This window comes from Vibrio sp. JZG10 (assembly GCF_054064075.1).
In genome coordinates this window covers 108,749-134,699 of the sequence record NZ_JBSUGE010000006.1, presented here as the reverse complement: position 1 = coordinate 134,699, position 25,951 = coordinate 108,749, and the positions used below count along the sequence as shown (strand labels likewise).

The following is a 25,951-nucleotide window of genomic DNA, read 5'->3' as shown; positions in this document are numbered from 1 at the left end:
ATAAGTTGTCTATTTTGTTGATTGTTCGAGGTAATTAATTTGTCTAATAAATTCGACCTATGCTTCAGTACTCACTCAAAGATAACGCTCCCTATCGATACAAATGATGAGGATAGGTACCTTCAGTTTCGTAAGGACAACCCACATATATTTGGTAGTTTTATTCCCGCAGGTACTCCTTTCATACTGAACGAAGGCTCTGTGATCAACATAGCTAAGTTGCGTAGCGAGAGACCTGATATAGCTTGTGCTCTTGATACTGTAAAAAGTTGGTCACAAGAAACCAAAAGAAATGTAGCCAATCTAACAAGTGAGTTTGGCGATGAAAACTTACAAGCGGTAGCCCTCCTCTATGAAAAAGAGATTAAGCCTTTTTAGATGCTACTAATCATACTATGGGGGGGAAAATCGATGAGTATACTGCAGTAGGTGCTGCCGCTACGGCGGTTAATGAAAAGTAAGTCAGATTGAGTAATTTCGGGAAAGCTTTGCTCAAATATCAAAACGCCTTACTAGATGTACGGACAGCGTCACGAAGTGGTGCGCAGAAAAAGGAGCTTGTGAAGCTTGGATATAGAGTTAAAGAAGCTCATAGTTATTTGAATGCAAAATTTACAAAAGAGCTTGCCCATTATGCAGGGTGAATTAAAAGTAGCCGCGGTAACATTTGGAGCAACCCGAATAGGGCTGTCAATATCGCGCGAAGCGGTAGGGATATAACTTAGTTACATTTAACATCTATAGCTAACATCCGCTCAATTCGAGTTCTTGAACAAAGCTCTAGTATTGTAGGTAAAAAGATCATCATGATTGATGCTGGTGTTCGCTTTAACAATGTTCGAAATGCCAAGAATAACGGAGAAAATTGGAAAAAAAGAGCGGCAATGGAAGTTGCTGGGTTTGGTGCGAGCAACGCTGCAGGCGTTTGGACCACATCCAAAGTGATTGCATCTGGAATGGGAATCGCTTTAGCTGCTGGCCCATTTGGAGTAGTCGTATTAATAGGTGTTGGTTTAGGGGCTGGTTATGCGGCTGCAAAAATGGGTGATTGGTTTGGGCAAGGTTTAGCAGAAAAAACCTATGAAACTAGCTCTAAAGTAAATTGGTTTTAAAGGAGTAATTGTGTTTTGTTTCGATCTTATAGTGATGATTGTTGGTTGGACATGGTTACTGAGCACATTGGTTTTTATTCGTGTATCAGCAAAGCGGATTGAGACAAAAATATTGCAGGATGGTCATGCTCCAATTGGCTGGGACAGAAATGGGTGGGGTTTTAGATTTCCCATGTACGCCTCAGTGTTGATGCGAGGTAAACCTGCGAAAGTATCGCTGGTAGAAGACAAACTTATTCTAAAGTACGCGACAGTCTTTGACCGAGTGCTTGCGTATATTGTCACAATAAGCTTCGTGATGGCACTTGCTTTGGGAGCAGTAATGGGGTTGGGGCCTGAAGAGTACAGAGTGAAAACCAGTTAAGCGCAGGGCTCTGTAGAACGGTGAATACAAGTCTAGTTGAAAAGCCAAATCCTGATAAAGGGAGCAACGTGTCTTATTTTGATATTGCAAATATGATTATCGGATGTACTTGGTTAGTTAGTACTTTGCTTTTCATTCGTGTATCGGTAAAGCGGATTGAGAAAAAAATGTTGCGGGATGGTTATGACCCTATTGGTTGGGACAGAAATGGGTGGGGTTTTAGATTTCCCATGTACGCATCAGTATTGATACGAGGAAAGCCAGTCAAATTATCACTACTGGATGACCAACTAATACTAAAATACGCAACAACGTTTGATAGAATACTTGCGTATGTTGTAAGCATCAGTTTTGTACTTTTCCTTGTGTGTGGCGCGACCATTACTTGGGGACAGGAAGAGTATAGGTTGCATTAAGTAATTTTATCTTGTTGTAAAAAAGGCTTAACTGAAATAGTTAAGCCTTTCTATTATGCGAAGAGCATTACATTACACGCATGCCAGGCTGAGCGCCTTCGTGCGGTTCAAGAATCCATAGGTCGCTACCACCAGGGCCAGCGGCTAGGATCATGCCTTCTGACATACCAAACTTCATCTTACGAGGTTTTAGGTTTGCTACCATTACCGTTAGTTTGCCTTCTAGCTCTTCAGGTTTGTACGCTGACTTGATGCCAGAGAACACTTGACGAGTTTCACCACCGATGTCCAGTTGGAACTTAAGCAGTTTGTTTGCTTTTGGCACTTCTTCACAAGAGATGATACGAGCGATACGCATATCTACTGCTGCAAAAGCGTCGAACTCAATCTCTTCAGCGATTGGCTCTTTGTCTAGCTCAGTTTGGCTAGCCTTGTTCTTTTCCGCTTCTGCTTTCTCTTTCGCCGCCATTTCTGCCGCCGCATCTTCTTTAGATGCTTCGATCATCGCTTCAACATTCTTCGGATCGATACGGTTGAAGAGTGCTTTGAACTTAGTGATCTCGTGGCCTGTTAGTGGCGCAGCGATGTTTTCCCAAGTCAGCTCTTGGTTTAGGAATGCTTCAGTACGTGCAGCTAGCGCAGGCATTACTGGTTTCAGGTAAGTCATCAGTACACGGAACAGGTTGATACCGACAGAACAGATGTTTTGTAGCTCCTGATCTTTGCCTTCTTCTTTTGCTACAACCCACGGTGCTTTTTCATCAACGTATTGGTTAGCTTTGTCTGCCAGTGCAGTGATTTCACGGATTGTACGACCAAATTCACGTGTTTCGTAAAGCTCAGCGATACGGTCAGCCGCAGCAACAAATTCGTTGTAAAGCTCAGGCTCTGCAAAGTTGTCAGACAGTTTGCCTTCAAAACGTTTCGCGATGAAGCCTGCATTACGCGATGCGAGGTTAACGATCTTGTTAACAACATCAGCGTTTACGCGCTGAGTGAAGTCTTCAAGGTTAAGATCTAGATCGTCGATACGGCTGTTTAGCTTCGCCGCGTAGTAGTAACGTAGACACTCAGGGTCTAGGTGCTCTAGGTAAGTGCTTGCTTTTACGAAAGTACCTTTAGACTTCGACATTTTCGCGCCGTTTACGGTTACGTAACCGTGTACGAATACGTTGTTAGGCTTGCGGAAGCCAGAACCTTCTAGCATTGCTGGCCAAAATAGGCTGTGGAAGTAAACGATGTCTTTACCGATGAAGTGGTACAGTTCTGCTGAGCTGTCTTTCTTCCAGTACTCGTCGAAATCTAGGTCGTCGCGCTTGTCACATAGGTTTTTGAAAGAGCCCATGTAGCCGATAGGTGCGTCTAGCCATACGTAGAAGAATTTGTTCTTCTCACCTGGGATCTCGAAGCCGAAGTATGGCGCGTCACGTGAGATATCCCATTGTTGTAGACCTGATTCAAACCACTCTTGCATCTTGTTCGCGGTTTCAGCTTGTAGCGAGCCAGAGCGAGTCCACTCTTTTAGCATGCTTTCAAACTGAGGCAGGTCGAAGAAGAAGTGCTCAGAATCTTTCATTACTGGCGTCGCACCAGAAACCGCAGATTTAGGATTGATCAGTTCTGTTGGGCTGTAAGTCTCACCACAGTTGTCACAGTTGTCACCGTACTGGTCTTCTGACTTACATTTTGGACACGTACCTTTTACGAAACGGTCCGGTAGGAACATCTCTTTTTCTGGGTCGAACAACTGAGAAATTGTGCGGCTAGAAATGAAACCGTTTTTCTTCAGCTCAAGATAAATGTGTGATGCTAGCTCACGGTTCTCATCTGAGTGTGTGCTGTGGTAGTTATCAAAGCTGATATCAAAGCCAGCAAAGTCTTTCTGGTGCTCTTCGCTAACTGCGGCAATCATTTCTTCAGGAGTAATACCCATCTGTTGCGCTTTAAGCATGATTGGCGTGCCATGAGCATCGTCAGCACAGATGAAGTTTACAGTGTTGCCGCGTAGGCGTTGGTAACGAACCCAAATGTCCGCTTGGATATGCTCAAGCATATGACCAAGGTGGATCGAACCGTTAGCGTACGGAAGGGCACAAGTTACCAGCATTTTCCTTGACGGAAAGTTTCTTGGATCGTTTGCCATACTTAATATTCGCTTTTCTTGATAGGTATAAATAAATTTTGATGGATAATACTACCCCATGAACTCACTAACTCCAAGGTGTCAAACTGCGGAATGCCTTAGTTTTTTTGGGGTTCTGGTTGAGGCAGGACGGTGTTAGCATGACATCTAAAAGGAGGACTTATGCATCAGTTCACTTCAAAACAAGATTTTTGTCACTGGTTTAACCAATTCCAGCATCCACAGTTGGTGGAAAATTGGGCAGATATTCATGGCGCAATTTCGATTACGGCACAAGGTTCTGTTGAGATAACGTTGCCATTCGCAAGTAATGAGCTTCAAACCATATTGCATGACTGGATTAAACAGCAACAAACCGCAGATAAAGTGGCTGAATTCCCATTCAATATTCGCCTTGGAGTTAAAGCATTAGAAACTCAAGTGGCCAATCCGGTTAAAGGTGTTAAGAACATCATTGCCGTTAGTTCTGCGAAAGGTGGGGTCGGTAAATCAACGACTGCGGTTAACTTAGCGTTGGCGATTGCTCAATCTGGGGCGAAAGTGGGATTGTTGGATGCGGATATTTATGGCCCGTCTGTACCTATGATGTTGGGGCAAGAAGATGCAAAACCAGAAGTTCGTGATGGCAAGTGGATGGAGCCCATTTTTGCTCACGGCATCTATACTCATTCTATCGGCTATCTAGTGGACAAATCAGAAGCGGCAATATGGCGCGGGCCAATGGCTTCAAAAGCGTTGTCGCAGTTATTAACGGAGACAGACTGGCCAGATTTAGATTATTTGGTGATTGATATGCCGCCAGGCACGGGTGATATACAGTTGACGTTGTCACAACAGATTCCGGTGACAGGTAGTGTGTTAGTCACGACACCGCAAGACTTGGCGCTTGCCGATGCAAGAAAGGGAGCGGCAATGTTTAACAAAGTCCATGTCCCGGTTATTGGTGTTGTGGAAAACATGAGTTATCACATTTGTAGCCAATGTGGCGCGAAAGAGCATATTTTTGGCATGGGTGGTGCAGAAAAAATGTCGCAAGAGTATGGCTTAGCACTGCTAGGACAAATTCCGCTTCATATTTCTATGCGAGAAGATATTGACGCTGGCGTGCCAACGGTAGCAAGGCGTCCAGAAAGTGAGCATGCAGGGTATTACAAGCAGCTTGCCGATCGCGTATGTAGCACGATGTTTTGGCAAGGCAAGACAAAACCAGATGCGATTAGCTTTACAATGGTGAACTAAGTTTACTATGCCTATTGGTCGATAATTGCACATTTTAACGTTTGCTCGGAGGTTAATCCTCTGAGCAGGCAGAAACTTATGACTAAACCCTAATTCCAGCTAGTAACTATGGGGTGAACTCCCTATAATCAGGCAGTTTATCTTTTTATGTGACTAGAAATCATCATCGGGTGCAAACTAATGTCTGATAATAATCAATGCGTCATCGTAGGTATTGCTGGCGCTTCTGCTTCTGGAAAAAGTCTGATCGCGAGCACTATTTATAATGAGCTTCGCGCGAAAGTAGGCGATCATCAAATCGGTGTCATCACGGAAGATTGCTACTACAACGACCAAAGCCACCTAAGCATGGAAGAGCGAGTAAAGACGAACTACGATCACCCGAGTGCGTTGGACCACGACCTACTGTGTGAGCACCTTGAAAAATTGGTACGTGGTGAAGCAGTAGAAGTACCTGAGTACAGCTACACTGAACACACAAGAACAAGTAACACGACTACAATGACGCCTAAAAAGGTGATCATTCTAGAAGGCATCCTTCTTCTTACTGACCCTCGTCTTCGTGATTTGATGCACGCTACAGTATTTATGGATACACCGTTAGATATTTGCTTGCTTCGTCGTGTTAAGCGTGACGTGGAAGAACGAGGCCGAACTATGGAATCTGTTCTCAAGCAGTATCAACAAACAGTACGTCCGATGTTCATGCAGTTTATCGAACCTTCTAAGCAATATGCGGACATTATTGTTCCTCGCGGTGGTAAAAACCGTATCGCAATCGATGTATTAAAAGCTCACATTGCAAGACTTTTGAAAGCTTAAGCCTTTAGACGGCTATATCGCTTTATTTTTAAGAGAAGAAGTGGCACCTTAAGTGCCACTTCTTTTTTTGTTTTTAAATTAGTCAGTTGCAGGTTAAAACCAGACATTTTTCACGCTTTTGTGGAACTGTCAGCGGTAAATGGAGTCTGCGCTTATAATTGTAAAAACACTCGAGCAAGGAAAAACAAATGAAGAAACTGCTCTTAATTCTAGCAATACCGATTGTGGTCATTTTGGTCGCAATTTTAGCGTTAACCATCTTCGTCAATCCTAACCAGTTTAAGCCCCTTATTGTTGAGCAAGCGCAAAAGCAAACCGGTTTAGAGCTAGTGATTGAAGGAGATATCAGTTGGCAATTTTTCCCATCGATCGGCTTTGAGTTGGGACATACAGAATTGCGAAACCCACAAGGCTTTAGTAAACCCAATTTATTCAAAGTTGATACCGTTGGTGTAGATATCTCTGTCATGCCACTTTTTAGTCAACAGCTTGAAATTGGAAACGTCACGCTTGATGGGGCTGAGTTCTATATCGAAACCAAGAAAGATGGCAGCAAGAATATTGATGCATTGACGAAAGCCCAAACACAACAAGCAGAGCAAGCGAGCGATACTGCGCCTACGCAAAATGGTGAAACGCAGCCTTCTGGCTCTGATTGGAGCATTAATCTTGCTGGTGTTACGGTTTCTAATGGCTCATTAGAAATGCAGGATAAGCAAGCCGGTAGTTACACCAAACTTTATGATATCTCATTAAACCTTTCCGAATTCGCTTTTGACAACTGGACAACGGCTGATTTTGGCGTGAAGGGCGAAATGAATGACCAAAAGTTCACCGCGAAAGGTCAGGCCGACTTTAAGCTAGAAAAAGGTTTGGCAAATTACGCGCTAAAGAACATCAACTTTGATGCGACATACTCTGACCCTGCCAATAAGATTGAATCGGCAACGATCGGTTTAGATACGTTTGAATTCGATAAAGTAAATAACCTGACTTATGCCATGAAGGGCGACGCTGGTGGTATGAAGTTAGATATGCAGGGTGCTGGTCAACTTAGTGTAGACAAGGCTATCAGCAACGTGCAGTTGGATAAGTTAACTCTTAAATCGACTTTTGAGGGTGATGCATTACCTCAGTCACCGATGAAAGTCGACATGGTGTCTGATCTGTCTTTCGACCTAACGAAAAACCACCTGAGTTTTGTCCTAGAGAAGTTAACAGCGAATGCTATTGCCTTAGATGGTAAAGCAGATGTGACACTTGGTGATATTCCTAAAGTACGATTTGCTCTCCACAGCCCAAATATCGATCTTGATGAATTCTTAGGATTAGATCAGCAAGATGCCGAAGGTAATAAGCCTGCTTCTGGTGGCGAGAGTGCTCCAGCTGGGTCTGAGGTTGAGCCTGATTTGTCTGCGTTGAAAACGTTAGATGTAAAGGGTGACATTACCATCGACAAATTCAAAGCGGCAAATGCGAAGATGGAAGCGGTAAAAACGAGCTTCACTGTAAATCGTGGCGTATTTGAGCTTACTTCATTTAGTTCGAAGCTGTACCAAGGCACAATCTCAGCGACAGCGAAGTTAGATGCACGCCAATCACCAGCGACTTACAGTGTGAAAAAGTCAATCAAAGGCGTGAAAGTTCAACCGTTACTTATTGATGTCGCTGAGAACGACAAGCTTGAAGGGACGGGTAACATTGATGTGAATGTTACAGGTAAGAGTCTAACGCCTACCGGTATCAAGAAGAATCTTTCTGGTACGGTTGTTATCAATTTTGCTGACGGTGCGGTAAATGGCATCAACGTTGCTCAGTTGATTCGTGAAAACTACGCAAAATTTAAAGGGCAAAAAGTCGAAGGCACCAATGAAGTTAAGAAAACAGACTTTAGTGCGATGACGGCGACATTGAAACTCAACAAAGGTGTAGTATCAACGGATAATATGCAAGCTCAGTCTCCATTGTTACGTGTTCGTGGTAAAGGTACCGCAAACTACATCAATGAAACAGTCGACTTTACTATCAGCACGTCAGTTGTAGGCAGCCTAGAAGGCCAAGGCGGCAAAGATATAGATGAGCTGAAAGATATCACGATTCCAATCAATGTGTCTGGTAAGTGGGCGGATCCTAAATTCAAGCTCGTATTCGATGATGTTCTGAAGCAGAAAGCTCAGAAAGAAATCGATCGTGGCGTAGAGAAGCTAACGGACAAGATCAAAGACGAAAAAACCAAAGAAGCAGTCGATGGTTTGATAAAGAATCTATTCAATTAGATTCGAGCCAAAGCAAAAAAGGGTTGGCTAATGCCAACCCTTTTTTAATTCTGCTGGTGAGCTTTACCAGTCGACACCTTTCAGCGCTTTGACGCCTGACTCAAATGCATGCTTTACATTCTTCACTTCAGAAACGGTATCAGCCATTTCAATCAGAGAGCGATGAGCGCCACGACCAGTAATGACAACCGACTGCATTTTAGGGCGGTTGTTCAGCGCTTCAACGACCTCGTCTAAATCAATGTAGCCGTAGCTCACCATGTACGTCAGCTCGTCAAAAAGAACCACATCGATAGATTCATCTTTGAGCATGCGCTTACATTCTTGCCATATGCCTTGCGCTGCTTCGGTATCAGCGGCTTTGTTTTGAGTTTCCCATGTAAAGCCGGTCGCCATTACTTGGAATTCAACGCCGAGTTTCTCAAGTAGGTTGCGCTCACCATTATCCCAAGTACCTTTAATAAACTGCGCAACAGCACAATTCAAACCATGACCCACTGCGCGTGCTATCGTACCGAACCCTGATGTCGATTTACCTTTACCATTTCCGGTAATGATCAGTAGCAGACCTTTTTCCTCTTGAGCAGCAGCAATTTTTGCGTCTACCTGTTCTTTGACTTTTTGTTGGCGAGCCTTATGGCGTGCTTCTTTATTTTCTTCGATAGACATAATACTTCCTCAATTCCTTTTTGTGCTTTGCCCAAGCTGATTTGGGTTCATTGATTTATCTCGCTATGATAGACCAACATATCGTGAAGAAAAACCACCGATAACTCAGGGAATAAAATGAAGAAAATACTTGTTGTTTGTATGGGAAACATTTGTCGGTCACCAACCGGAGAAGCAGTGTTAAGAGCGAAAGCTCAAGAGTTGGGTATTGCCGTGGAGGTTGATTCGGCAGGTACGATAGGCTACCACGAAGGAAACCCACCGGATTCAAGGGCGATGGCAGCAGGAAAGCTGAGAGGTTATTCTTTTAAAGGAATGCAAGCGCGCCAAGTCACCATTGATGACTTTGAAAAGTTTGACCTTATATTAGCCGCGGATAAAGCAAATTTGGCCGATTTATTGGATATTTGTCCGTTGAAGTATCGACACAAAGTATCGTTATTTTTAAGTCATTCTGGGTCAGGTTACGACGAAGTCCCTGATCCATATTATGGTGGAGAAGATGGCTTTGAACTGGTGCTTGATTTAATCGAAGAGGCATCAGACGCGATTTTGAAGAAGCTATAATCGCCGGGCTTGAAGACAATAGGAAAAGGGATGAGCTGAGCCCATCCCTTTTTATTTGTATTAACCCGCTAAAATGTCGGTTGCCACTTTGTAGCTTGGGTCTTCCTTCACATTTATTTCAACCAAGCTGCCCGCTTTATCTAAAAGCTTGCGGCAATCTGGACTTAGGTGGCGAAGGTGTAGTGTTTTACCTTGAGAGTTGTAACGCTCTGCTAGCGTTTCAATCGCTTCAATTGCGGAGTGATCCGTCACGCGAGAGTCTGCAAAATCGACAATCACATCTTTTGGATCTTCAGGCGCGTTAAACAACTCCAAGAAGTTAGCGGCAGAACCAAAGAAAATAGGACCGTGAATCTTGTACTCTTTTGAACCTTCCTCGTTTAAGCACGTGTCGGCATAGATATGCTTAGCGTGTTGCCATGCAAACATTAATGCAGAAACAATAACACCAACCGCTACGGCAACGGCTAGGTCAGTAAGAACAGTAACAACGGTCACAAGAACAATAACGAAGAAGTCTTGCTTCGGTACGCGACGCGCTAGTTTAAATGTTGCCCATTCGAATGTACCAATTACAACCATGAACATCACACCAACCAGAGCAGCGAGTGGGATCATTTCAATTAACGAAGAAGCGAATAAGATAAACATCAATAGAGCGATAGCAGCAACGATACCAGATAGACGACCGCGACCACCTGAGTTTACGTTGATCATCGACTGACCAATCATTGCACAACCACCCATAGCACCAAACACAGAACAAGTCATGTTTGCCATACCTTGACCGATACATTCGCGGTTAGATTGACCACGAGTGTTCGTCATCTCATCTAAAACTGTCAGCGTTAGCAGAGATTCAATTAGACCAATGGCCGCTAGAATGATCGCGTATGGAAGAATGATTTGTAGAGTTTCTAGCGTAAATGGCACCGCCGGAATAGAGAAGGTCGGCAGTGAACCTGCGAGTGTTGCCGCTTCATCACCAGACATTGTGCGCAAGAAGTCAACAACAGTGCGAGTTTCCAGATCCAAACCAACCACTAAAGCAGTCACCGTTACGATTGCAACAAGTGAAGAGGGTACAGCCGTTGTGATTTTTGGTAGAAAGTGAATGATTGCCATAGTTAGCGCAACCAAACCAAGCATTAGTAGCATTTGGTCTTGTGGTAGCCAAGTAAGCATGCCGTTGATATCTGGCGCTTTAAACTGACCCAACTGAGCTAGGAAGATAACAATAGCCAGACCGTTCACAAAACCAATCATCACAGGGTGAGGCACGATACGGATGAACTTACCCAATTTAAACATACCAGCGGCAATTTGAAGTATACCAGCGAGCATGATGGCTGCGAATAGGTACTGGACACCGTGAGTCGCGACAAGCGAAACCATTACGACTGCCATGGCACCTGTTGCACCAGAGATCATGCCGGGACGACCACCGAAAATGGAAGTAATAAGACCAACGATGAATGCAGCGTAAAGACCGACCATCGGATCTACGCCTGCGACGAACGCAAATGCGACAGCTTCAGGAACCAATGCTAGCGCAACGGTTAAGCCTGATAGCACATCATTTTTTACGGAGTGCTTAGAAAATTGGGGAAATTCGAACATGTTTGTTTTTAAGTTCTCTTTGCAATGAGTTAAACCCGACACATATTCGTATTTGCACAAGCCACTGAGTGGTTGATTTCTAATCAAACATTGCAGTGTAAACCGTAGTATTAAAAGAGCAGCATCAGAATGGTGTCGAAAACTTGAGTCGGCGCATGCTACCGAAAAGTGTGATTAAGTTCAAGAATGATACGAATAATGGCGTACAAATGTGATCACGAATTGGTATTTATATGAACAATTTATTGGGCAAATATGAAGATAAAAAAGGCTACCAGATGGTAGCCTTTAATTTATTTATGCCGTTAAGCAGTTGAACGTAATGATTTAGCCTAGTTAAAGTTAGGCTTTGTCATCTCTGCTGATGCGCGGTTTTTAGCCACTTGGCTACCCGCACCTTTAGCTTGGTAACGTTCGGTTTTGAACGGTGCTGCTGCAACCGTGATTTCGCGTAGCTCTTGAGGGCCAGGTGCTTTCGTCATCGGTGCGCTAGCGTTTAGCTTAGCCGCAACTTTAATGGCTTCGACTTTAGGCTCTGGTTTAGCTACTGGCGCTTCGGCTGCAATCTCTTTTGCTGCTTCAACCACAGGCTCTTCAGCTGGTGCCGTTTCTACAATGGCATCAACCGGTTCAGCATGTTCAGTTGCAGGAGTTTCAACGATAGGCTCTACAGAGGCTGTTTCTACTACTGCCGATTCAGTTTTTTCTGCGATTACTGCTTCCACAACAGGTGCTTCTACTGCTGGAGATTCAACTTTCGCTTCAATTGTTTCTTGAACCTTTGATTCAACAACTGGTGCTTCTGTTACAACAGGTTGCTCGCGTCGAATAATCACTTTACCCATAGCCATTTCTGGGCAAGCAAAACCACCTTGCATTGTAGGTACTGCTGCTACTGCTTCTTCCTTAACTTGCTCTTCTTTCTTAGGTGCTGGTTTCGGAATGTAGCGTGGCATTACTTTACCCATAGCCATCTCAGGAGAAGCTACACCACCTTTACGCAGGCGGAACGGGTTAGGACGGCGATCGCGACCACGGCGACGGCGCTGGCCGCTTGCACGCAGGTGACGTGGCGAACGACGGTTACGACGTTGCTTAGACTCTGCTTGCTTGTTGTCTTGTTGTGCTTCTACCGCTGCTTCTGTTGGCTTCTCAACTTTGGTTTCAACCGTTTCTTGAGTCTTAACCGCCGTTTCTTCTGCTTTCTTCTCAACCGCTTCTTGGTCTTTAACACGTACAGACTTGTTCAGTTTGCGACGTTGGCGACGCTCCTTCACTTTTTCTGCTTTCGCGTTTTGTTGCTTTGGTTTGCTCTCTTCTGGTTTTGTTTCAGTTCGAGCTTCCGCCGCTAGCTGCAGGCCTTTTTCCGCTACTTTTGCATTTGCTTTTTGCTCTTGGGCTTTGTCTGCTTGTTGAGCTTTAGGCTTACGCTTTTGGTTGCGGTTTTGCTGTTTATTGGTTTGTTGTTGAGCTTCGTTTTGCTCATTCGCTTGCTCATCACGAGGCTTACGACGACGTCGGTTATCACGGTTATCACGATTGTCGCGGTTCTCACGATTATCGCGTTGGTTGTTATTGCGACGACGATCATTGCGATCACGTTTGTTACGTCGATTATCGCGATTTGGCTTTTTCTCTTCCTGAGGTTTCGGTTCTTCTTTTACTTCTTCAGAACCGCCGAATAGGAAACTACCAAGTGCTTTAAACAAACGGCTGAACAGTCCAGGTTTTTCTTCTTGTTCAACTTTCTGTTCTTTCTTCTTCGCCTCAGGGGCAGGTTTAGCTGCTGGTGCAGGTGCCGTTTGAGAAGGAGCCGCAAAGCCTTTAAGAACAGGTTCTTCGATTCGTTTAGGTTTTACGTCAACTTCCGCTGGCTCTTTACCTTCCGCTTCTTTCATTGCTTCCAGTTTTTTAGGAAGTAGATAAGAAATCAGATCGAACTCTTCACCTTCACGAACACGGATAACTTCGAAGTGCGGTGTTTCCATGTCAGAGTTTGGAACAACCGTAATCTTCACTTCTTGAATGCGTTCGATATGGTTAACTGAACGACGTTTTTCGTTCAACAAGTAAGAAGCGATTGGCACAGGTACAACTGCGAGAACTTGCGCTGTATTGTCTTTCAGTGCTTCCTCTTCGATTAAACGAAGCACAGAAAGTGCTAGAGATTCGTTGTCGCGAACGACTCCAGTACCGCTACAGCGAGGACAGATGTGGTGGCTTGCTTCTGCTAGAGAAGGGCTTAAACGTTGACGTGACATCTCCAACAAACCAAAGCGAGAAATACGACCGATTTGTACACGAGCGCGATCAAGACGAACGGCTTCACGTAGACGGTTTTCTACTTCTCGTTGGTGGCGAACAGGTGTCATATCGATAAAGTCGATAACCACTAAGCCACCCAAGTCACGTAGACGTAACTGGCGAGCAATTTCGTCGGCTGCTTCTAGGTTCGTGTTTAGAGCTGTTTCTTCAATATCGCCGCCCTTGGTTGCACGAGCAGAGTTGATATCGATAGATGTTAGTGCTTCGGTTGGGTCAATAACAATAGAACCACCAGATGGCAGACGCACTTCACGTTGGAAAGCTGATTCAATTTGGCTTTCGATTTGGTAGTGGCTGAATAGTGGCACTTCGCCTTCATATTTCTTAACGCGGTTAAGGAAATCAGGGCGCACCAATTGAATATGCTCTTTTGCACGTTCGTAGATGGTGTTGCTGTCAATTAAGATTTCGCCAATATCACGACGCAAATAGTCACGGATTGCACGAACGATAACGTTACTTTCTTGGTGGATTAAGAATGGAGCAGGGTTAGAGTCCGCTGCACCTTTGATTGCACCCCAGTGGTTAAGTAGTACATTCAAATCCCACTCAAGTTCTTCAGCACTCTTGCCAACGCCAGCAGTACGTACGATTAGGCCCATGCCCTGAGGAAGTTCCAAAGTACTTAATGCGGCTTTTAGTTGAGTACGCTCGTCACCTTCGATTCGGCGAGAAATACCGCCTGCGCGAGGGTTGTTAGGCATCAGAACAAGGTAACTACCAGCAAGAGAAATGAAAGTAGTAAGAGCTGCGCCCTTGCTTCCACGTTCTTCTTTTTCCACTTGAACGATAACTTCTTGGCCTTCCGTTAGCACTTCTTTGATGCTTGGACGACCTTGGTAGGTGTAACCTTCAGGGAAATATTCGCGGGCAATTTCTTTGAGAGGGAGGAAACCGTGACGCTCGGCGCCGTAATCAACAAATGCGGCTTCTAAGCTTGGTTCGATACGTGTGATACGTCCTTTGTAGATATTCGCTTTTTTAGATTCATGACCTGGACTCTCGATATCAAGATCGAAAAGTCGCTGGCCATCAACCAGAGCGACACGCAACTCTTCTTTTTGAGTTGCGTTAATTAACATTCTTTTCATTGAAAATTCTCGTTGTCTTTTCTTTTATATCTTTCTTGTCGACTTGCCACTGTTTTTTCGCTCTTTCACGGTGCCTGATCCCATGGCTTGTATTTTGCAGCCTCCCGGCTGGAAGGGGATGCTCTCGGGCACTTCAGTCATCACAAGCCTCTTGCGGTTTCTGTTGGAAACGTAGACTTGTGACCCGCTATTTGGGCGGTAGGTACTCAACGTGAATATGCGAGGAGTAGGGTGGCAAGAGTGTTGAATTCGATGTGTCTCACGCCAATGCTGCACTCGACCTTCAACGATCTACTCACATTGCTTGAGGATAAATGATTGGTAATGAATAAAATGTAACCAAACCTTCCTTAGCAGCTGTGAACTATAGCAGTGCGCGTGGCTATCAGCAATCTGCTTTCACGCAAACGATAGAAAATTTGCCGCTAAACTCAAAATTTCTAATTTATAACTGGCTGTTTCATAAGCAATTGAGATGTGTAAACTGATCAAGACAGAAAACAAATTGAGAACTCGATTGAGAGTTTTAATAATTTAAACAAAAGCTTGGCGAAATTTAGACCAGTTTGTACTATCAAGTGTTTCTTTTACGACAAGAATAATGTGAAGTCGCGCGAAATTGAGTTTACAATACCGCCCATGAGCGAAATAAGAACAAAAGTCCAGTTCGTCGACATTGACGAAGATATGGCGGGTCAGCGCATTGATAATTTTTTGCGCAACCAATTAAAAGACATCCCTAAAAGCATGATTTACCGAATTGTGCGTAAGGGCGAAGTACGTGTAAATAAAAAGCGTATAAAAGCAGAGTACAAGTTAAAAGCAGGCGATCTCGTTCGTATTCCACCGGTGACAGTCGAGAAAAAAGATGACGATGTCGCGCCAAGTACGAAACTAAACAAAGTCGCAGAGTTGGAAGATATGATCATCTTCGAAGATGATCATATGTTAATTCTAAACAAACCATCTGGCACCGCTGTGCATGGTGGCAGTGGCTTAAAGTTTGGCGCGATTGAAGCGCTTAGAGCTCTTCGTCCTCAAGCTCGCTTTCTTGAACTTGTGCATCGTATTGACCGTGATACTTCAGGTATCTTACTTGTTGCTAAGAAGCGTTCTGCACTTCGTCACTTGCAAGCCCAGTTTCGTGAAAAGACAGTGAAGAAGTTTTACTTAGCTCTTGTCATGGGACAATGGAAAAGCAGTTGTAAGGTTGTGAACGCGCCACTGCTTAAAAACGAAGTGAACAGTATTGTTCGTGTTAACCCTAACGGTAAGCCGTCTGAAACGCGTTTTAAGATTTTGGAAAAGTTTGAACAAGCAACATTGATTCAAGCGAGTCCGATTACTGGTCGAACTCACCAAATCCGAGTTCATACACAATACACGGGCCACCCAATCGCTTGGGATGATCGCTACGGTGACCGCCGCTTTGATGCTTACACAGGTCAAGTTGGTTTAGATCGTTTGTTCCTACACGCGGCAAACATCAAATTCCAACACCCATCAAATGATGAGTGGATGGAAATAAACGCACCGATGGAACCGAAGCTAGAAAAAGTGTTGGCGGGTTTAAGAAACGCGTAACCATGTTTTCCTCGCGGACATAAAAAGGGAGCCTGTGGCTCCCTTTTATAGTCTTTGGATTAAAGGACATCGAGTCCCTGAACATGCAACATATCAATCAAATCAATCAGTGGTAGCCCGACGAGTGTGTTCGGGTCTTTCCCCACTAATTTCGTGAACAAACAAATTCCCATGCCTTCGCTTTTAAAGCTGCCTGCGCAGTAAAAAGGTTCTTCCCTGTCGACGTAGCGTTCGATTTGTTCAAGCGTCAAATCTCTAAAGTGTACTTCGAAAGAATCAAAGCCGACTTCTGTATGGTTTGTGACGGTGTTATGTACCGCAAGACCAGTATAGAAAGTGATGACTTTTCCACTTTGAGCCGAAAGTTGATTTATTGCGTTGTCTCTATTTAAAGGTTTGCCAACGATTTCACCATTAATGACACAAACCTGGTCACTGCCGATAACTAAACTTGCTTTATCTGTCTGGCAAGATGTTGCTTTCTCTTGGGCCAATCTTTGCACCAGTTCAAGAGGCGTTTCCTGGTCAAACGGTGTTTCATCGCAATCAGGTGATAAACAAATGAACGGTAGTGAAAGCTTTTCAAGCAGTTGTTTACGAAAAGGGGAGGTTGAAGCTAAAACCAGTTGGTAATTTTTCATTTTGAATTACAATTCGTGGGAGCATTTCCGATAGGATAATCGATCAAAAATGATTCTGGCTAATGCTCTGTATGTTAAGCGTAAAAAAGTACAACTTTTTTGCCTTTTTCTTTGACTAATTTTGATTTGGAAGATAATATTCGCGCCCTATGCAAAAGGTAAAAATACCGCGAACGGTTGACCCAGCAAAAGCTGCACAGAAACGATTGGATTACGATGGCATCATCCAAGCTAGTCTTTTCAAGCGCTTAGTGGAAACAACTGAAGGCGTAAAACGCGACGCAGAAGTCTCATTGTCATTTGGGATGGATGAACAGCGACTCGTTGTTATCTCTGGTAAAGCTAACATCGAAGTCGATTTAGAGTGTCAGCGTTGTAATGAGGTATTCGCACATGAGTGCGAAGTTGAATTCCTTTCTACTCCTTACTACGGTGAGAAAACAGAACAGGAAGCACCAGAAATTTATGATTTGGTAGATCTAAATGAATATGGTGAATTAGACCTTATACAACTGGTTGAAGACGAGTTCATCTTAGCATTACCTCAAATTGCGATGCACGATGAAGCGGATTGTAGCGTTGATTCAAATAACATGGTTTTTGGTGAGATTCCTGAAGAAATTGAGGAAGAAAAACCGAATCCATTCGACGTTTTGAAAAGTCTGAAAAAGTAATAGGTGTGGTAACCGATTCTTCTTCAGGTCTTTAACCCAATAGTATAGGAGTAGGGTCAATGGCCGTACAGAAAAACCGTAAAACTCGTTCTAAGCGCGGTATGCGTCGTTCACACGATGCGCTAACTACAGCTGCTCTATCTGTAGACGCGACTTCTGGTGAAACTCACCTACGCCACAACGTAACTGCTGAAGGTTACTACCGTGGTCAAAAGGTTATCAACAAGTAAGGTTGAACCTTTGCAAAGTATTACCGTTGCACTTGATGCAATGGGCGGGGATTTCGGTCCACGCGTAACAGTGCCTGCCGCCGTGCAGGCACTGTCTCATTTCCCAGAGCTAAAAGTGATTCTTATAGGTGATCAATCTCTGATCACGTCTCAATTATCTCAACTCGGTACCTCGACCAGTTCCCGCTTGACTATTCTTCATAGTGAGAAAGTTATCTCGAACTCAGAAAAACCTTCATTGGCACTACGTAATAGCCAAAATAGTTCCATGCGTATGGCTATCGATTTGGTTTCTGAGCAGAAGGCGGATGCTTGTGTTAGTGGTGGCAACACCGGTGCATTAATGGCACTATCGCGTTTCATTCTTAAGTTACTTCCTGGTATTGAACGTCCTGCTTTAGTTTCAGCTTTACCGACAATTACTGGAAAGCGTACTTGGATGCTAGACCTAGGTGCGAATGTATCGTGCGATGCTGATAGTTTGTTCCAATTTGCTGTAATGGGCAGTGCACTAGCAGAAGAACACTTAGGTTGTCCTCCTCGCGTTGCTGTACTCAATATTGGCGCAGAAGAGATTAAAGGTAACGATTTAGTCAAACGTTGCGCAGAAATGCTTTCTCAGACCGACTCGATTAACTTTGTTGGTTATATTGAAGGTAATCAAATTTTGCATGATGTTGCAGACGTCATTGTATGTGATGGGTTTGTCGGCAACGTATGCTTAAAAGCCAGTGAGGGAACAGCTCAACTTTTTATCGAAAAAATTAAAACCAGTATGATGGCGTCAACGATAAAGGGTTGGATTGCTAGAAAGTTGTTTTCTCGGCTATTTAATGAACTAAAAACACTGAACCCCGACCAGTATAACGGCGCAAGTTTGCTAGGATTGCGCGGCATTGTCATAAAAAGCCATGGAAGTGCGGATGTATCTGCGATTGTCAATGCACTTGGCGAGGCAGTACACGAGGTCAAACGACAAGTACCAAGCCGTATTAGCGATCGTTTGGAAGCGGTTTTACTCGAGAGGCATTATTAGTCTTCATGTATAGCAAAATTTTAGGTACTGGCAGCTACCTGCCATCTCAGGTGCGTACAAACGCAGATCTAGAGAAAATGGTAGATACAAGTGATGAGTGGATCGTTGCTCGCACGGGTATTAAAGAGCGTCGAATTGCTGCAGAAAATGAGACTGTAGCGGACATGGCATTCTACGCAGCTGAAAACGCTATCGATATGGCGGGTATTGATAAAAACGATATCGACCTGATTATCGTAGCCACAACGAGCAGTAGCCATACTTTCCCTTCATCTGCGTGTCAGGTGCAGGCAAAGCTTGGCATTAAAGGTTGTCCAGCTTTTGACTTAGCCGCTGCTTGTTCTGGTTTTGTGTACGCATTGTCTGTTGCAGACCAACATATTAAATCGGGTATGTGTAAAAACGTACTTGTTATTGGTTCAGATGCTTTGTCTAAAACGTGTGATCCGACAGACCGTTCAACCATTATCCTATTTGGTGATGGTGCTGGAGCCGTTGTCGTAGGCGCTAGCCAAGAGCCAGGTATTATTTCTACCCACATATACTCGGATGGTCAATTCGGTGAGCTACTAAGCCTACCTGTACCTGAGCGTGGTCAAGATGCTGACAAATGGCTTCATATGGCAGGTAACGAAGTATTCAAAGTTGCGGTAACTCAGCTGTCTAAACTCGTTAAAGATACGCTTGAAGCCAACAACATGCATAAGTCTGAACTAGACTGGCTAGTACCGCATCAAGCGAACTATCGAATTATTTCGGCAACAGCGAAAAAGCTTTCAATGTCTTTAGACCAAGTCGTAGTGACATTAGACCGACACGGGAACACTTCTGCGGCGACAGTACCGTCTGCGCTGGATGAAGCTGTGCGCGATGGTCGCATTAAACGTGGGCAGACTTTATTGCTAGAGGCGTTTGGTGGCGGTTTCACTTGGGGCTCTGCTCTGGTGAAGTTCTAAGTTTCACGAGAATTCAAAATTTAAGGTGCACTTGTTGCATCTTATTTCTTTTTACTTTGCTTAAAGGAAAACAACATGAGCAAGTTTGCTATCGTATTTCCAGGTCAAGGTTCTCAAGCTGTAGGTATGCTTGCAGAACTAGGCGAACAATATGACGTAGTAAAACAAACATTTGCAGAAGCATCTGACGCACTAGGTTACGATCTATGGGCGCTTGTTCAAAATGGACCTGCAGAAGATTTAAACGAGACTTTCCGCACTCAACCAGCTTTGCTAGCTTCATCTGTTGCAATCTGGCGTGTATGGCAGGAGCTCGGTTTAGAGCAACCAGCAAACCTAGCCGGTCACAGCCTAGGTGAGTATTCAGCACTTGTATGTGCGGGTGTGATTGACTTTAAAGAAGCAATCAAGCTGGTTGAATTACGCGGTAAGCTAATGCAAGAGGCGGTACCAGCAGGTACTGGCGCTATGTACGCGATTATCGGTTTGGCTGATGATGCGATTGCAAAAGCGTGTGAAGACGCAGCGCAAGGTGAAGTGGTCTCTCCAGTAAACTTTAACTCGCCTGGTCAGGTAGTTATCGCGGGTAGCAAAGATGCAGTAGAGCGTGCGGGAGCACTATGTAAAGAAGCTGGTGCGAAACGTGCGCTTCCTCTTCCTGTTTCAGTGCCATCACACTGTGCGCTTATGAAGCCAGCAGCGGAAAAACTTGCATTAGCTCTTGAGTCTATCGAATTTAACTCACCACAGCTTCCAGTTATCAACAACGTTGATGTGGTCGCTGAGACAGATCCTGCAAAAATCAAAGATGCGCTTGTTCGTCAGCTACATAGCCCAGTTCGCTGGACTGAAACAGTCGAGCTTATGCACGAGCAAGGGGTAGAACAGCTTCTTGAGCTTGGTCCTGGTAAGGTTTTAACAGGTCTAACAAAACGTATCGTGAAAACGCTAACTGCAGCAGCAGTGAATGATGTTGCGTCGCTAGACGCGGCGAAGTAATCCATCAAGCGATAAAACTTGCGATAAGAAAAGGAAACACAACATGATGAATCTAGAAGGTAAGATCGCGCTAGTTACCGGCGCAAGCCGTGGTATTGGCCGCGCGATCGCGGAACTTCTTGTAGAGCGCGGTGCGACGGTTATCGGTACGGCTACTTCTGAAAGTGGCGCTGCAGCTATCAGCGAGTATCTTGGTGATAACGGTAAAGGCCTAGCTCTTAACGTGACTGATGTCGAGTCTATCGAAGCGACACTAAAAACGATCAACGAAGAATTTGGTGTGATCGATATTCTGGTGAATAACGCTGGTATTACTCGTGATAACCTATTGATGCGTATGAAAGATGATGAGTGGAACGACATCATCGATACCAACCTAACGCCTATCTACCGCATGTCTAAAGCGGTTTTACGCGGCATGATGAAAAAACGTGCGGGTCGTATCATCAACGTAGGCTCTGTTGTTGGTACCATGGGTAACGCAGGTCAAACTAACTACGCAGCAGCGAAAGCGGGCGTGATTGGTTTTACTAAATCAATGGCTCGTGAAGTTGCGTCTCGTGGTGTAACAGTGAACACTGTTGCCCCTGGTTTCATCGAAACTGACATGACGAAGGCACTAAATGATGAGCAACGTGCGGCAACGTTGTCGAACGTGCCAGCTGGTCGTTTAGGTGACCCACGTGAAATTGCATCAGCAGTAGTTTTCCTTGCTTCTCCTGAAGCAGCGTACATTACTGGTGAAACTTTGCATGTAAATGGTGGCATGTACATGGTTTAATGAGACAGTTTGTGCAAAATAAGCTATTTTACATTGTGAAAAATAGCCTATAGTTGCAGTTAACTGTCATGAACTTGTCATGCTTATGCGCAAGATTTGTGCATGATTTAAGTCAAAAATGTATTGAAATTCGGTTAAATTCGCTAATTTTGTGGTTTGACCAGCAAGGACCCCCTTGCAACTTTCAATAGTTCGAATAAACTACGGAATCATCGCATTAGGCGAAATCTGTAAAGGAAAAGAAAAATGAGCAACATCGAAGAACGCGTAAAGAAAATCATTGTTGAACAGCTAGGTGTAGACGAAGCAGAAGTTAAAAACGAAGCTTCTTTCGTTGACGATCTAGGTGCTGATTCTCTAGACACTGTAGAACTAGTTATGGCTCTAGAAGAGGAATTCGACACTGAGATTCCTGACGAAGAAGCTGAGAAGATCACTACTGTTCAAGCTGCAATCGACTACGTAAACAGCGCTCAGTAATTAGCTCTCCCAGGCGGTCTCCTAGACCGCCTGTGTTCTTTCTAACTTCTTCTATCCTCTCATAGAAATATTCAATTCCCGGAGAATTATATCGTGTCCAAGCGTCGTGTAGTTGTCACTGGCATGGGTATGTTGTCACCGGTAGGCAACACAGTAGAATCATCTTGGAAAGCCCTGCTAGAAGGTCAAAGTGGTATCGTGAATATCGAGCACTTTGATGCTACGAACTTCTCAACTCGTTTTGCAGGTCTTGTTAAAGATTTCGATTGCACAGAGTACATGTCTAAAAAAGATGCTCGTAAGATGGATCTTTTCATCCAGTACGGCATTGCAGCGGGTATTCAAGCTCTTGATAACTCTGGCTTACAAATTACCGAAGAAAATGCGGCTCGAGTTGGTGTTGCTATCGGCTCAGGCATTGGCGGTCTAGATCTGATTGAAACAGGTCACACTGCATTAGTAGAAAAAGGCCCTCGCAAAGTTAGCCCATTTTTTGTTCCTTCGACCATCGTAAATATGGTTGCAGGTAACCTATCTATCATGCGTGGTCTTCGTGGTCCAAATATCGCGATTTCTACAGCATGTACTACTGGCCTACATAACATCGGTCATGCTGCACGAATGATTGCGTACGGCGATGCAGATGCGATGGTTGCTGGTGGCGCAGAAAAAGCGTCTACGCCTCTTGGCATGGCTGGCTTCGGTGCAGCTAAAGCGCTATCTACTCGTAATGACGAACCTCAAAAAGCGTCTCGTCCATGGGATAAAGGCCGTGATGGCTTCGTTCTAGGTGATGGTGCTGGCATGATGGTGCTTGAAGAGTACGAACACGCGAAAGCACGTGGCGCGAAGATTTACGCAGAACTGGTTGGTTTTGGTATGTCTGGCGATGCTTACCACATGACTTCTCCAAGCGAAGATGGCTCGGGTGGTGCACTTGCGATGGAAGCGGCAATGCGTGACGCCAACATCACAGGCACCCAAGTAGGTTATGTGAATGCTCACGGTACATCTACTCCTGCTGGTGACGTTGCAGAAATCAAGGGCGTGAAACGTGCTCTTGGTGAAGAAGGTGCGAAGCAAGTACTTGTATCATCAACTAAGTCTATGACTGGTCACCTATTAGGTGCAGCAGGCTCTGTTGAAGCAATTATCACGGTTATGTCTTTGGTTGACCAAATCGTTCCACCAACGATTAACCTTGATGATCCAGAAGAAGGTCTAGACATCGACCTTGTGCCGCACACTGCGCGCAAAGTTGAAGGTATGGAATACGCTATCTGTAACTCGTTTGGCTTTGGTGGTACAAACGGTTCTTTGATCTTCAAAAAGTTCGCTGAGTAGCACTATCTAACCTTATTTAGATAAGCGAAACTTGTATTCTAACGGCTCGATGCTTAGCATTGAGCCGTTTTGTTTTATTTGTTGTCTGCTAATTTGAAGGTACGCGAATGTTTTGGGTAAATGGAGTTCCACAAACGCATGTAGAACTGGGTGATCGCTCATTCCAATACGGCGATGGAGGTTTTACCACCATCCTGACCCAAAACGGAGAGTTGGTTTACTGGCAAGAACACATTGAGCGTATGAGGTCCTGCCTTGACGTATTGAAGATCTCTTCCCCTGACTGGCAAGTTGTGCATGCTTGGGCAAGCAAAGCGGCTTTATCTGATGCACAAGCTGGGGTGAAAATTCACGTTAGCCGTGGTATTGGTGGGCGAGGGTATAGTCCTAATGGGATTGAAGGCCCTATCGTGACTATCTCCAATTTTGCGTTTCCTTCTCATTACTCTTCTTGGCAAGAAAAAGGCGTGGATTTGGGCGTTTGTGAGACTCGTCTCGGGATTCAACCTTTACTTGCTGGACACAAGCACAACAACCGTTTAGAGCAGATTCTCGCCAAGGCTGAAATCGACGATACCGAGTTTGCAGATGCAATAACGTTAAATGTGCAAAACCATGTCATTGAAACTACAATGGCCAACCTTTTTTGGGTTAAAGGTAATAAAGTATTTACACCGGAACTGACCTTATCTGGCGTTGCGGGCGTAATGCGTCGTAAGGTGCTTGAGTTACTAAAAGTAAGTCATATTGAAGTCATCGAGGGACGTTTTATACTTCCAGATTTGCTGAGCGCAGACGAAGCTTTCATGTGTAACTCAATATTAGGTGTCGCACCAATTCGCAGCATAGTGGCATCTAACTCTAAGACTATATTTCCGATAGGAAAATTGACTCAACGACTGCAAGGGAATTTAACTACGTGATTAAAAAACTGTTGGCTTTTGTTGTGCTGATCGCAGTGATAGGCGCAGCAGCTGTTTTTTATATAATTTCACAGGCTAAACAATACGTTGAAAAGCCTATTCTATTGGAACAACCTCAGCTGTTTACTGTAGAAAGTGGTACAAGCTTTCATCACGTCATGCGTGCCTTAGTTGAAGATGAGGTAATTGAAACGTCGGAGTACATCCGTTTAATACCTCACTTATATCCAGAACTGTTGCAAGTGCGAGCGGGTACTTATCAACTAGAGCCTGGTATGTCGCTTTCGCAAGCATTGGAGCACCTGAATGCCGGAAAAGAATACCAGTTTGCGATCACTTTTGTTGAAGGCAGCCGCTTTTCTGAGTGGGTAGAGCAATTGAAAAGTGCGCCTTATTTAGAGCATGACTTAACCGATCTATCAGAAAAAGACATGGCAGCAAAGTTGGGTATTGAGCGAGAAAAGCTTGAAGGACTGTTTTTAGCAGAAACCTACCATTACACGGCGGGTGCAAGTGAAAGCCAGTTATTAAAACGAGCGCATCGAAAACTCAATAAAATACTGGATGCTAGCTGGGAAGCTCGTCAAGAAAAGCTGCCATTGCAAGACAAATATGAAGCCTTGATTCTGGCGTCTATCATCGAGAAAGAGACGGCCATTGACTCTGAGCGTGAGCGCGTCGCTTCTGTGTTTATCAACCGATTGAACAAACGCATGCGTTTACAAACGGATCCGACGGTTATTTATGGTATGGGTGATGCTTACGACGGAAATATTCGTAAGAAAGATTTGCGCACGCCGACACCATATAACACCTATACCATCAATGGCTTACCTCCAACCCCAATCGCGATGGCAGGTGAAGCCTCTATTGAAGCGGCTTTGAATCCAGAAAGCAGCAACTATTTATATTTCGTAGCAAGTGGAAAGGGCGGACACGTATTTTCGAAATCCCTTGCAGAGCACAATCGTGCTGTTCGAGCCTATTTAAGAGAACTAAGAAAGAACAAATGATGAAAGCAAACTTTATTGTCGTTGAAGGCCTAGAAGGCGCGGGTAAAAGCACTGCGATTAAAACCGTTTTAGATACGCTAAAAGCGGCAGGTATTGAAAATATCGTAAATACTCGTGAGCCAGGAGGCACGCCGCTAGCAGAAAAGATGCGCGCTCTGGTGAAAGAAGAGCATGAAGGCGAAGAACTTAAAGACATGACGGAGTTGCTTCTTCTATATGCTGCACGTGTCCAGTTGGTTGAGAACGTGATCAAACCAGCTTTGGCGAGCGGTCAGTGGGTGGTGGGTGACCGCCACGATATGTCGTCGCAGGCTTATCAAGGTGGTGGTCGTCAAATTGACGCGTCGCTAATGAAAAACCTTCGAGACACAACGCTTGGTGATTTTAAACCTGCTTTCACTCTCTATATGGATATCGACCCTCGCGTTGGGCTTGAGCGTGCGCGTGGGCGTGGTGAGCTCGATCGTATCGAGAAGATGGATATCAGCTTCTTTGAACGTACACGAGAGCGTTATTTGGAGATTGCTCATGCTGATCCTTCTATCATTATCATTAACGCTGAGCAGGTGATCGAAGACGTGTCGCGTGATATTCGGGACGCTCTTAACGAGTGGTTAGCCCGTCAATAATAAGTGAAACTTAAATT

The 25,951-nt window shown here is 44.5% G+C and carries 25 protein-coding genes; 20 read left to right on the top strand and 5 right to left on the bottom strand.

Features of this window, described 5'->3' with window-relative positions:
* Positions 1–39: 39 nt before the first annotated feature.
* The 4 genes from ACWYVB_RS09530 (at position 40) to ACWYVB_RS09515 (ending at position 1,892) form a co-directional block, all read left to right on the top strand.
* Positions 40–378 carry a hypothetical protein gene (locus tag ACWYVB_RS09530; RefSeq protein ID WP_238852703.1) on the top strand — a complete coding sequence of 113 codons (339 nt, stop codon included), beginning with the start codon at positions 40–42 and terminating at the stop codon, positions 376–378.
* A 428-nt stretch (positions 379–806) separates the two neighbouring features.
* A complete protein-coding gene (locus ACWYVB_RS09525; protein ID WP_226977475.1) occupies positions 807–1,112 on the top strand; it encodes a hypothetical protein in 306 nt (101 codons plus the stop codon).
* 10 nt (positions 1,113–1,122) lie between these two features.
* A complete protein-coding gene (locus ACWYVB_RS09520) occupies positions 1,123–1,476 on the top strand; it encodes a hypothetical protein (protein WP_395222141.1) in 354 nt (117 codons plus the stop codon).
* A 68-nt stretch (positions 1,477–1,544) separates the two neighbouring features.
* Positions 1,545–1,892, top strand: coding sequence for a hypothetical protein (locus ACWYVB_RS09515; protein ID WP_457528815.1), 348 nt, complete (start codon positions 1,545–1,547; stop codon positions 1,890–1,892).
* Positions 1,893–1,959: 67 nt separating this feature from the next.
* On the opposite strand, the gene metG is transcribed toward ACWYVB_RS09515, so the two are convergent.
* Positions 1,960–4,035 carry a methionine--tRNA ligase gene (metG, locus tag ACWYVB_RS09510; RefSeq protein ID WP_457528813.1) on the bottom strand — a complete coding sequence of 692 codons (2,076 nt, stop codon included), beginning with the start codon at positions 4,033–4,035 and terminating at the stop codon, positions 1,960–1,962.
* Between the two features lie 162 nt (positions 4,036–4,197).
* Between metG and apbC the strand changes: the two genes are divergently transcribed.
* From apbC to ACWYVB_RS09495, 3 genes are all read left to right on the top strand, one after another.
* Positions 4,198–5,274, top strand: coding sequence for an iron-sulfur cluster carrier protein ApbC (gene apbC, locus ACWYVB_RS09505; RefSeq protein ID WP_395222139.1), 1,077 nt, complete (start codon positions 4,198–4,200; stop codon positions 5,272–5,274).
* 180 nt (positions 5,275–5,454) lie between these two features.
* Positions 5,455–6,096 carry a uridine kinase gene (gene udk, locus ACWYVB_RS09500; RefSeq protein ID WP_005396962.1) on the top strand — a complete coding sequence of 214 codons (642 nt, stop codon included), beginning with the start codon at positions 5,455–5,457 and terminating at the stop codon, positions 6,094–6,096.
* Between the two features lie 188 nt (positions 6,097–6,284).
* Positions 6,285–8,372, top strand: a complete 2,088-nt coding sequence (locus tag ACWYVB_RS09495) for an AsmA family protein (protein ID WP_258459637.1) — start codon at positions 6,285–6,287, stop codon at positions 8,370–8,372.
* A 63-nt stretch (positions 8,373–8,435) separates the two neighbouring features.
* Here ACWYVB_RS09495 and cobO read toward each other — a convergent pair whose 3' ends face one another.
* A complete protein-coding gene (gene cobO, locus ACWYVB_RS09490; RefSeq protein ID WP_256899544.1) occupies positions 8,436–9,041 on the bottom strand; it encodes a cob(I)yrinic acid a,c-diamide adenosyltransferase in 606 nt (201 codons plus the stop codon).
* Positions 9,042–9,158: 117 nt separating this feature from the next.
* On the opposite strand from cobO, the gene ACWYVB_RS09485 reads away from it, so the two are divergent.
* Positions 9,159–9,608, top strand: a complete 450-nt coding sequence (locus tag ACWYVB_RS09485; RefSeq protein WP_256899543.1) for a low molecular weight protein-tyrosine-phosphatase — start codon at positions 9,159–9,161, stop codon at positions 9,606–9,608.
* A gap of 60 nt (positions 9,609–9,668) precedes the next feature.
* Here the strand turns inward: ACWYVB_RS09485 and ACWYVB_RS09480 are convergent, their stop codons facing one another.
* Together ACWYVB_RS09480 and rne are read right to left on the bottom strand one after the other, a co-directional pair.
* A complete protein-coding gene (locus ACWYVB_RS09480; protein ID WP_005396973.1) occupies positions 9,669–11,228 on the bottom strand; it encodes a SulP family inorganic anion transporter in 1,560 nt (519 codons plus the stop codon).
* 332 nt (positions 11,229–11,560) lie between these two features.
* Positions 11,561–14,644: a ribonuclease E gene (gene rne, locus ACWYVB_RS09475; RefSeq protein WP_395222138.1), complete on the bottom strand. Its 3,084-nt coding sequence runs from the start codon at positions 14,642–14,644 to the stop codon at positions 11,561–11,563.
* Positions 14,645–15,283: 639 nt separating this feature from the next.
* Here rne and rluC point away from each other — a divergent pair.
* Positions 15,284–16,228, top strand: coding sequence for a 23S rRNA pseudouridine(955/2504/2580) synthase RluC (gene rluC / locus ACWYVB_RS09470; RefSeq protein ID WP_005396975.1), 945 nt, complete (start codon positions 15,284–15,286; stop codon positions 16,226–16,228).
* Between the two features lie 59 nt (positions 16,229–16,287).
* Here the strand turns inward: rluC and ACWYVB_RS09465 are convergent, their stop codons facing one another.
* Positions 16,288–16,869, bottom strand: a complete 582-nt coding sequence (locus ACWYVB_RS09465) for a Maf family protein (protein ID WP_065646091.1) — start codon at positions 16,867–16,869, stop codon at positions 16,288–16,290.
* A 149-nt stretch (positions 16,870–17,018) separates the two neighbouring features.
* On the opposite strand from ACWYVB_RS09465, the gene yceD reads away from it, so the two are divergent.
* The 11 genes from yceD to tmk all read left to right on the top strand — a co-directional run bounded on the left by yceD (position 17,019) and on the right by tmk (position 25,934).
* Complete coding sequence (gene yceD, locus ACWYVB_RS09460) at positions 17,019–17,543, top strand: 23S rRNA accumulation protein YceD (protein WP_005387307.1); 525 nt, start codon at positions 17,019–17,021, stop codon at positions 17,541–17,543.
* Between the two features lie 59 nt (positions 17,544–17,602).
* Positions 17,603–17,773: a 50S ribosomal protein L32 gene (rpmF, locus tag ACWYVB_RS09455; RefSeq protein WP_005396978.1), complete on the top strand. Its 171-nt coding sequence runs from the start codon at positions 17,603–17,605 to the stop codon at positions 17,771–17,773.
* Between the two features lie 10 nt (positions 17,774–17,783).
* Complete coding sequence (gene plsX, locus ACWYVB_RS09450; protein ID WP_258663773.1) at positions 17,784–18,809, top strand: phosphate acyltransferase PlsX; 1,026 nt, start codon at positions 17,784–17,786, stop codon at positions 18,807–18,809.
* A gap of 5 nt (positions 18,810–18,814) precedes the next feature.
* Positions 18,815–19,765 carry a beta-ketoacyl-ACP synthase III gene (locus ACWYVB_RS09445; RefSeq protein WP_005396980.1) on the top strand — a complete coding sequence of 317 codons (951 nt, stop codon included), beginning with the start codon at positions 18,815–18,817 and terminating at the stop codon, positions 19,763–19,765.
* Between the two features lie 75 nt (positions 19,766–19,840).
* Complete coding sequence (fabD, locus tag ACWYVB_RS09440) at positions 19,841–20,764, top strand: ACP S-malonyltransferase (protein WP_395222137.1); 924 nt, start codon at positions 19,841–19,843, stop codon at positions 20,762–20,764.
* 46 nt (positions 20,765–20,810) lie between these two features.
* Positions 20,811–21,545, top strand: coding sequence for a 3-oxoacyl-ACP reductase FabG (gene fabG / locus ACWYVB_RS09435; RefSeq protein ID WP_031780596.1), 735 nt, complete (start codon positions 20,811–20,813; stop codon positions 21,543–21,545).
* A 246-nt stretch (positions 21,546–21,791) separates the two neighbouring features.
* Positions 21,792–22,025: an acyl carrier protein gene (acpP, locus tag ACWYVB_RS09430; RefSeq protein ID WP_004406112.1), complete on the top strand. Its 234-nt coding sequence runs from the start codon at positions 21,792–21,794 to the stop codon at positions 22,023–22,025.
* Positions 22,026–22,118: 93 nt separating this feature from the next.
* Positions 22,119–23,369: a beta-ketoacyl-ACP synthase II gene (gene fabF, locus ACWYVB_RS09425; protein ID WP_005396984.1), complete on the top strand. Its 1,251-nt coding sequence runs from the start codon at positions 22,119–22,121 to the stop codon at positions 23,367–23,369.
* 107 nt (positions 23,370–23,476) lie between these two features.
* Entirely contained in the window at positions 23,477–24,292 is an 816-nt protein-coding gene (gene pabC, locus ACWYVB_RS09420) for an aminodeoxychorismate lyase (RefSeq protein WP_301568312.1), read from the top strand.
* The gene (gene mltG / locus ACWYVB_RS09415; protein ID WP_104974990.1) at positions 24,289–25,305 is read left to right on the top strand and encodes an endolytic transglycosylase MltG; all 1,017 of its coding nucleotides are present in this window, start codon (positions 24,289–24,291) and stop codon (positions 25,303–25,305) included. Before pabC ends, mltG begins: the two co-directional genes overlap by 4 nt.
* On the top strand, positions 25,302–25,934 hold the full coding sequence (gene tmk, locus ACWYVB_RS09410) for a dTMP kinase (RefSeq protein ID WP_337168325.1): 633 nt from the start codon (positions 25,302–25,304) through the stop codon (positions 25,932–25,934). Before mltG ends, tmk begins: the two co-directional genes overlap by 4 nt.
* Positions 25,935–25,951: the final 17 nt, after the last annotated feature.

Excerpts from the sequence above, each read along its gene's own strand:
- udk (WP_005396962.1), top strand. The coding sequence starts at position 5,455 with ATGTCTGATAATAATCAATGCGTCATCGTAGGTATTGCTGGCGCTTCT.
- metG (WP_457528813.1), bottom strand. The coding sequence starts at position 4,035 with ATGGCAAACGATCCAAGAAACTTTCCGTCAAGGAAAATGCTGGTAACT.
- ACWYVB_RS09485 (WP_256899543.1), top strand. The coding sequence starts at position 9,159 with ATGAAGAAAATACTTGTTGTTTGTATGGGAAACATTTGTCGGTCACCA.
- fabG (WP_031780596.1), top strand. The coding sequence starts at position 20,811 with ATGAATCTAGAAGGTAAGATCGCGCTAGTTACCGGCGCAAGCCGTGGT.
- tmk (WP_337168325.1), top strand. The coding sequence starts at position 25,302 with ATGATGAAAGCAAACTTTATTGTCGTTGAAGGCCTAGAAGGCGCGGGT.
- acpP (WP_004406112.1), top strand. The coding sequence starts at position 21,792 with ATGAGCAACATCGAAGAACGCGTAAAGAAAATCATTGTTGAACAGCTA.
- fabD (WP_395222137.1), top strand. The coding sequence starts at position 19,841 with ATGAGCAAGTTTGCTATCGTATTTCCAGGTCAAGGTTCTCAAGCTGTA.
- apbC (WP_395222139.1), top strand. The coding sequence starts at position 4,198 with ATGCATCAGTTCACTTCAAAACAAGATTTTTGTCACTGGTTTAACCAA.
- cobO (WP_256899544.1), bottom strand. The coding sequence starts at position 9,041 with ATGTCTATCGAAGAAAATAAAGAAGCACGCCATAAGGCTCGCCAACAA.
- rpmF (WP_005396978.1), top strand. The coding sequence starts at position 17,603 with ATGGCCGTACAGAAAAACCGTAAAACTCGTTCTAAGCGCGGTATGCGT.
- ACWYVB_RS09480 (WP_005396973.1), bottom strand. The coding sequence starts at position 11,228 with ATGTTCGAATTTCCCCAATTTTCTAAGCACTCCGTAAAAAATGATGTG.
- pabC (WP_301568312.1), top strand. The coding sequence starts at position 23,477 with ATGTTTTGGGTAAATGGAGTTCCACAAACGCATGTAGAACTGGGTGAT.
- rluC (WP_005396975.1), top strand. The coding sequence starts at position 15,284 with ATGAGCGAAATAAGAACAAAAGTCCAGTTCGTCGACATTGACGAAGAT.
- ACWYVB_RS09445 (WP_005396980.1), top strand. The coding sequence starts at position 18,815 with ATGTATAGCAAAATTTTAGGTACTGGCAGCTACCTGCCATCTCAGGTG.
- ACWYVB_RS09525 (WP_226977475.1), top strand. The coding sequence starts at position 807 with ATGATTGATGCTGGTGTTCGCTTTAACAATGTTCGAAATGCCAAGAAT.
- yceD (WP_005387307.1), top strand. The coding sequence starts at position 17,019 with ATGCAAAAGGTAAAAATACCGCGAACGGTTGACCCAGCAAAAGCTGCA.
- rne (WP_395222138.1), bottom strand. The coding sequence starts at position 14,644 with ATGAAAAGAATGTTAATTAACGCAACTCAAAAAGAAGAGTTGCGTGTC.
- ACWYVB_RS09495 (WP_258459637.1), top strand. The coding sequence starts at position 6,285 with ATGAAGAAACTGCTCTTAATTCTAGCAATACCGATTGTGGTCATTTTG.
- ACWYVB_RS09465 (WP_065646091.1), bottom strand. The coding sequence starts at position 16,869 with ATGAAAAATTACCAACTGGTTTTAGCTTCAACCTCCCCTTTTCGTAAA.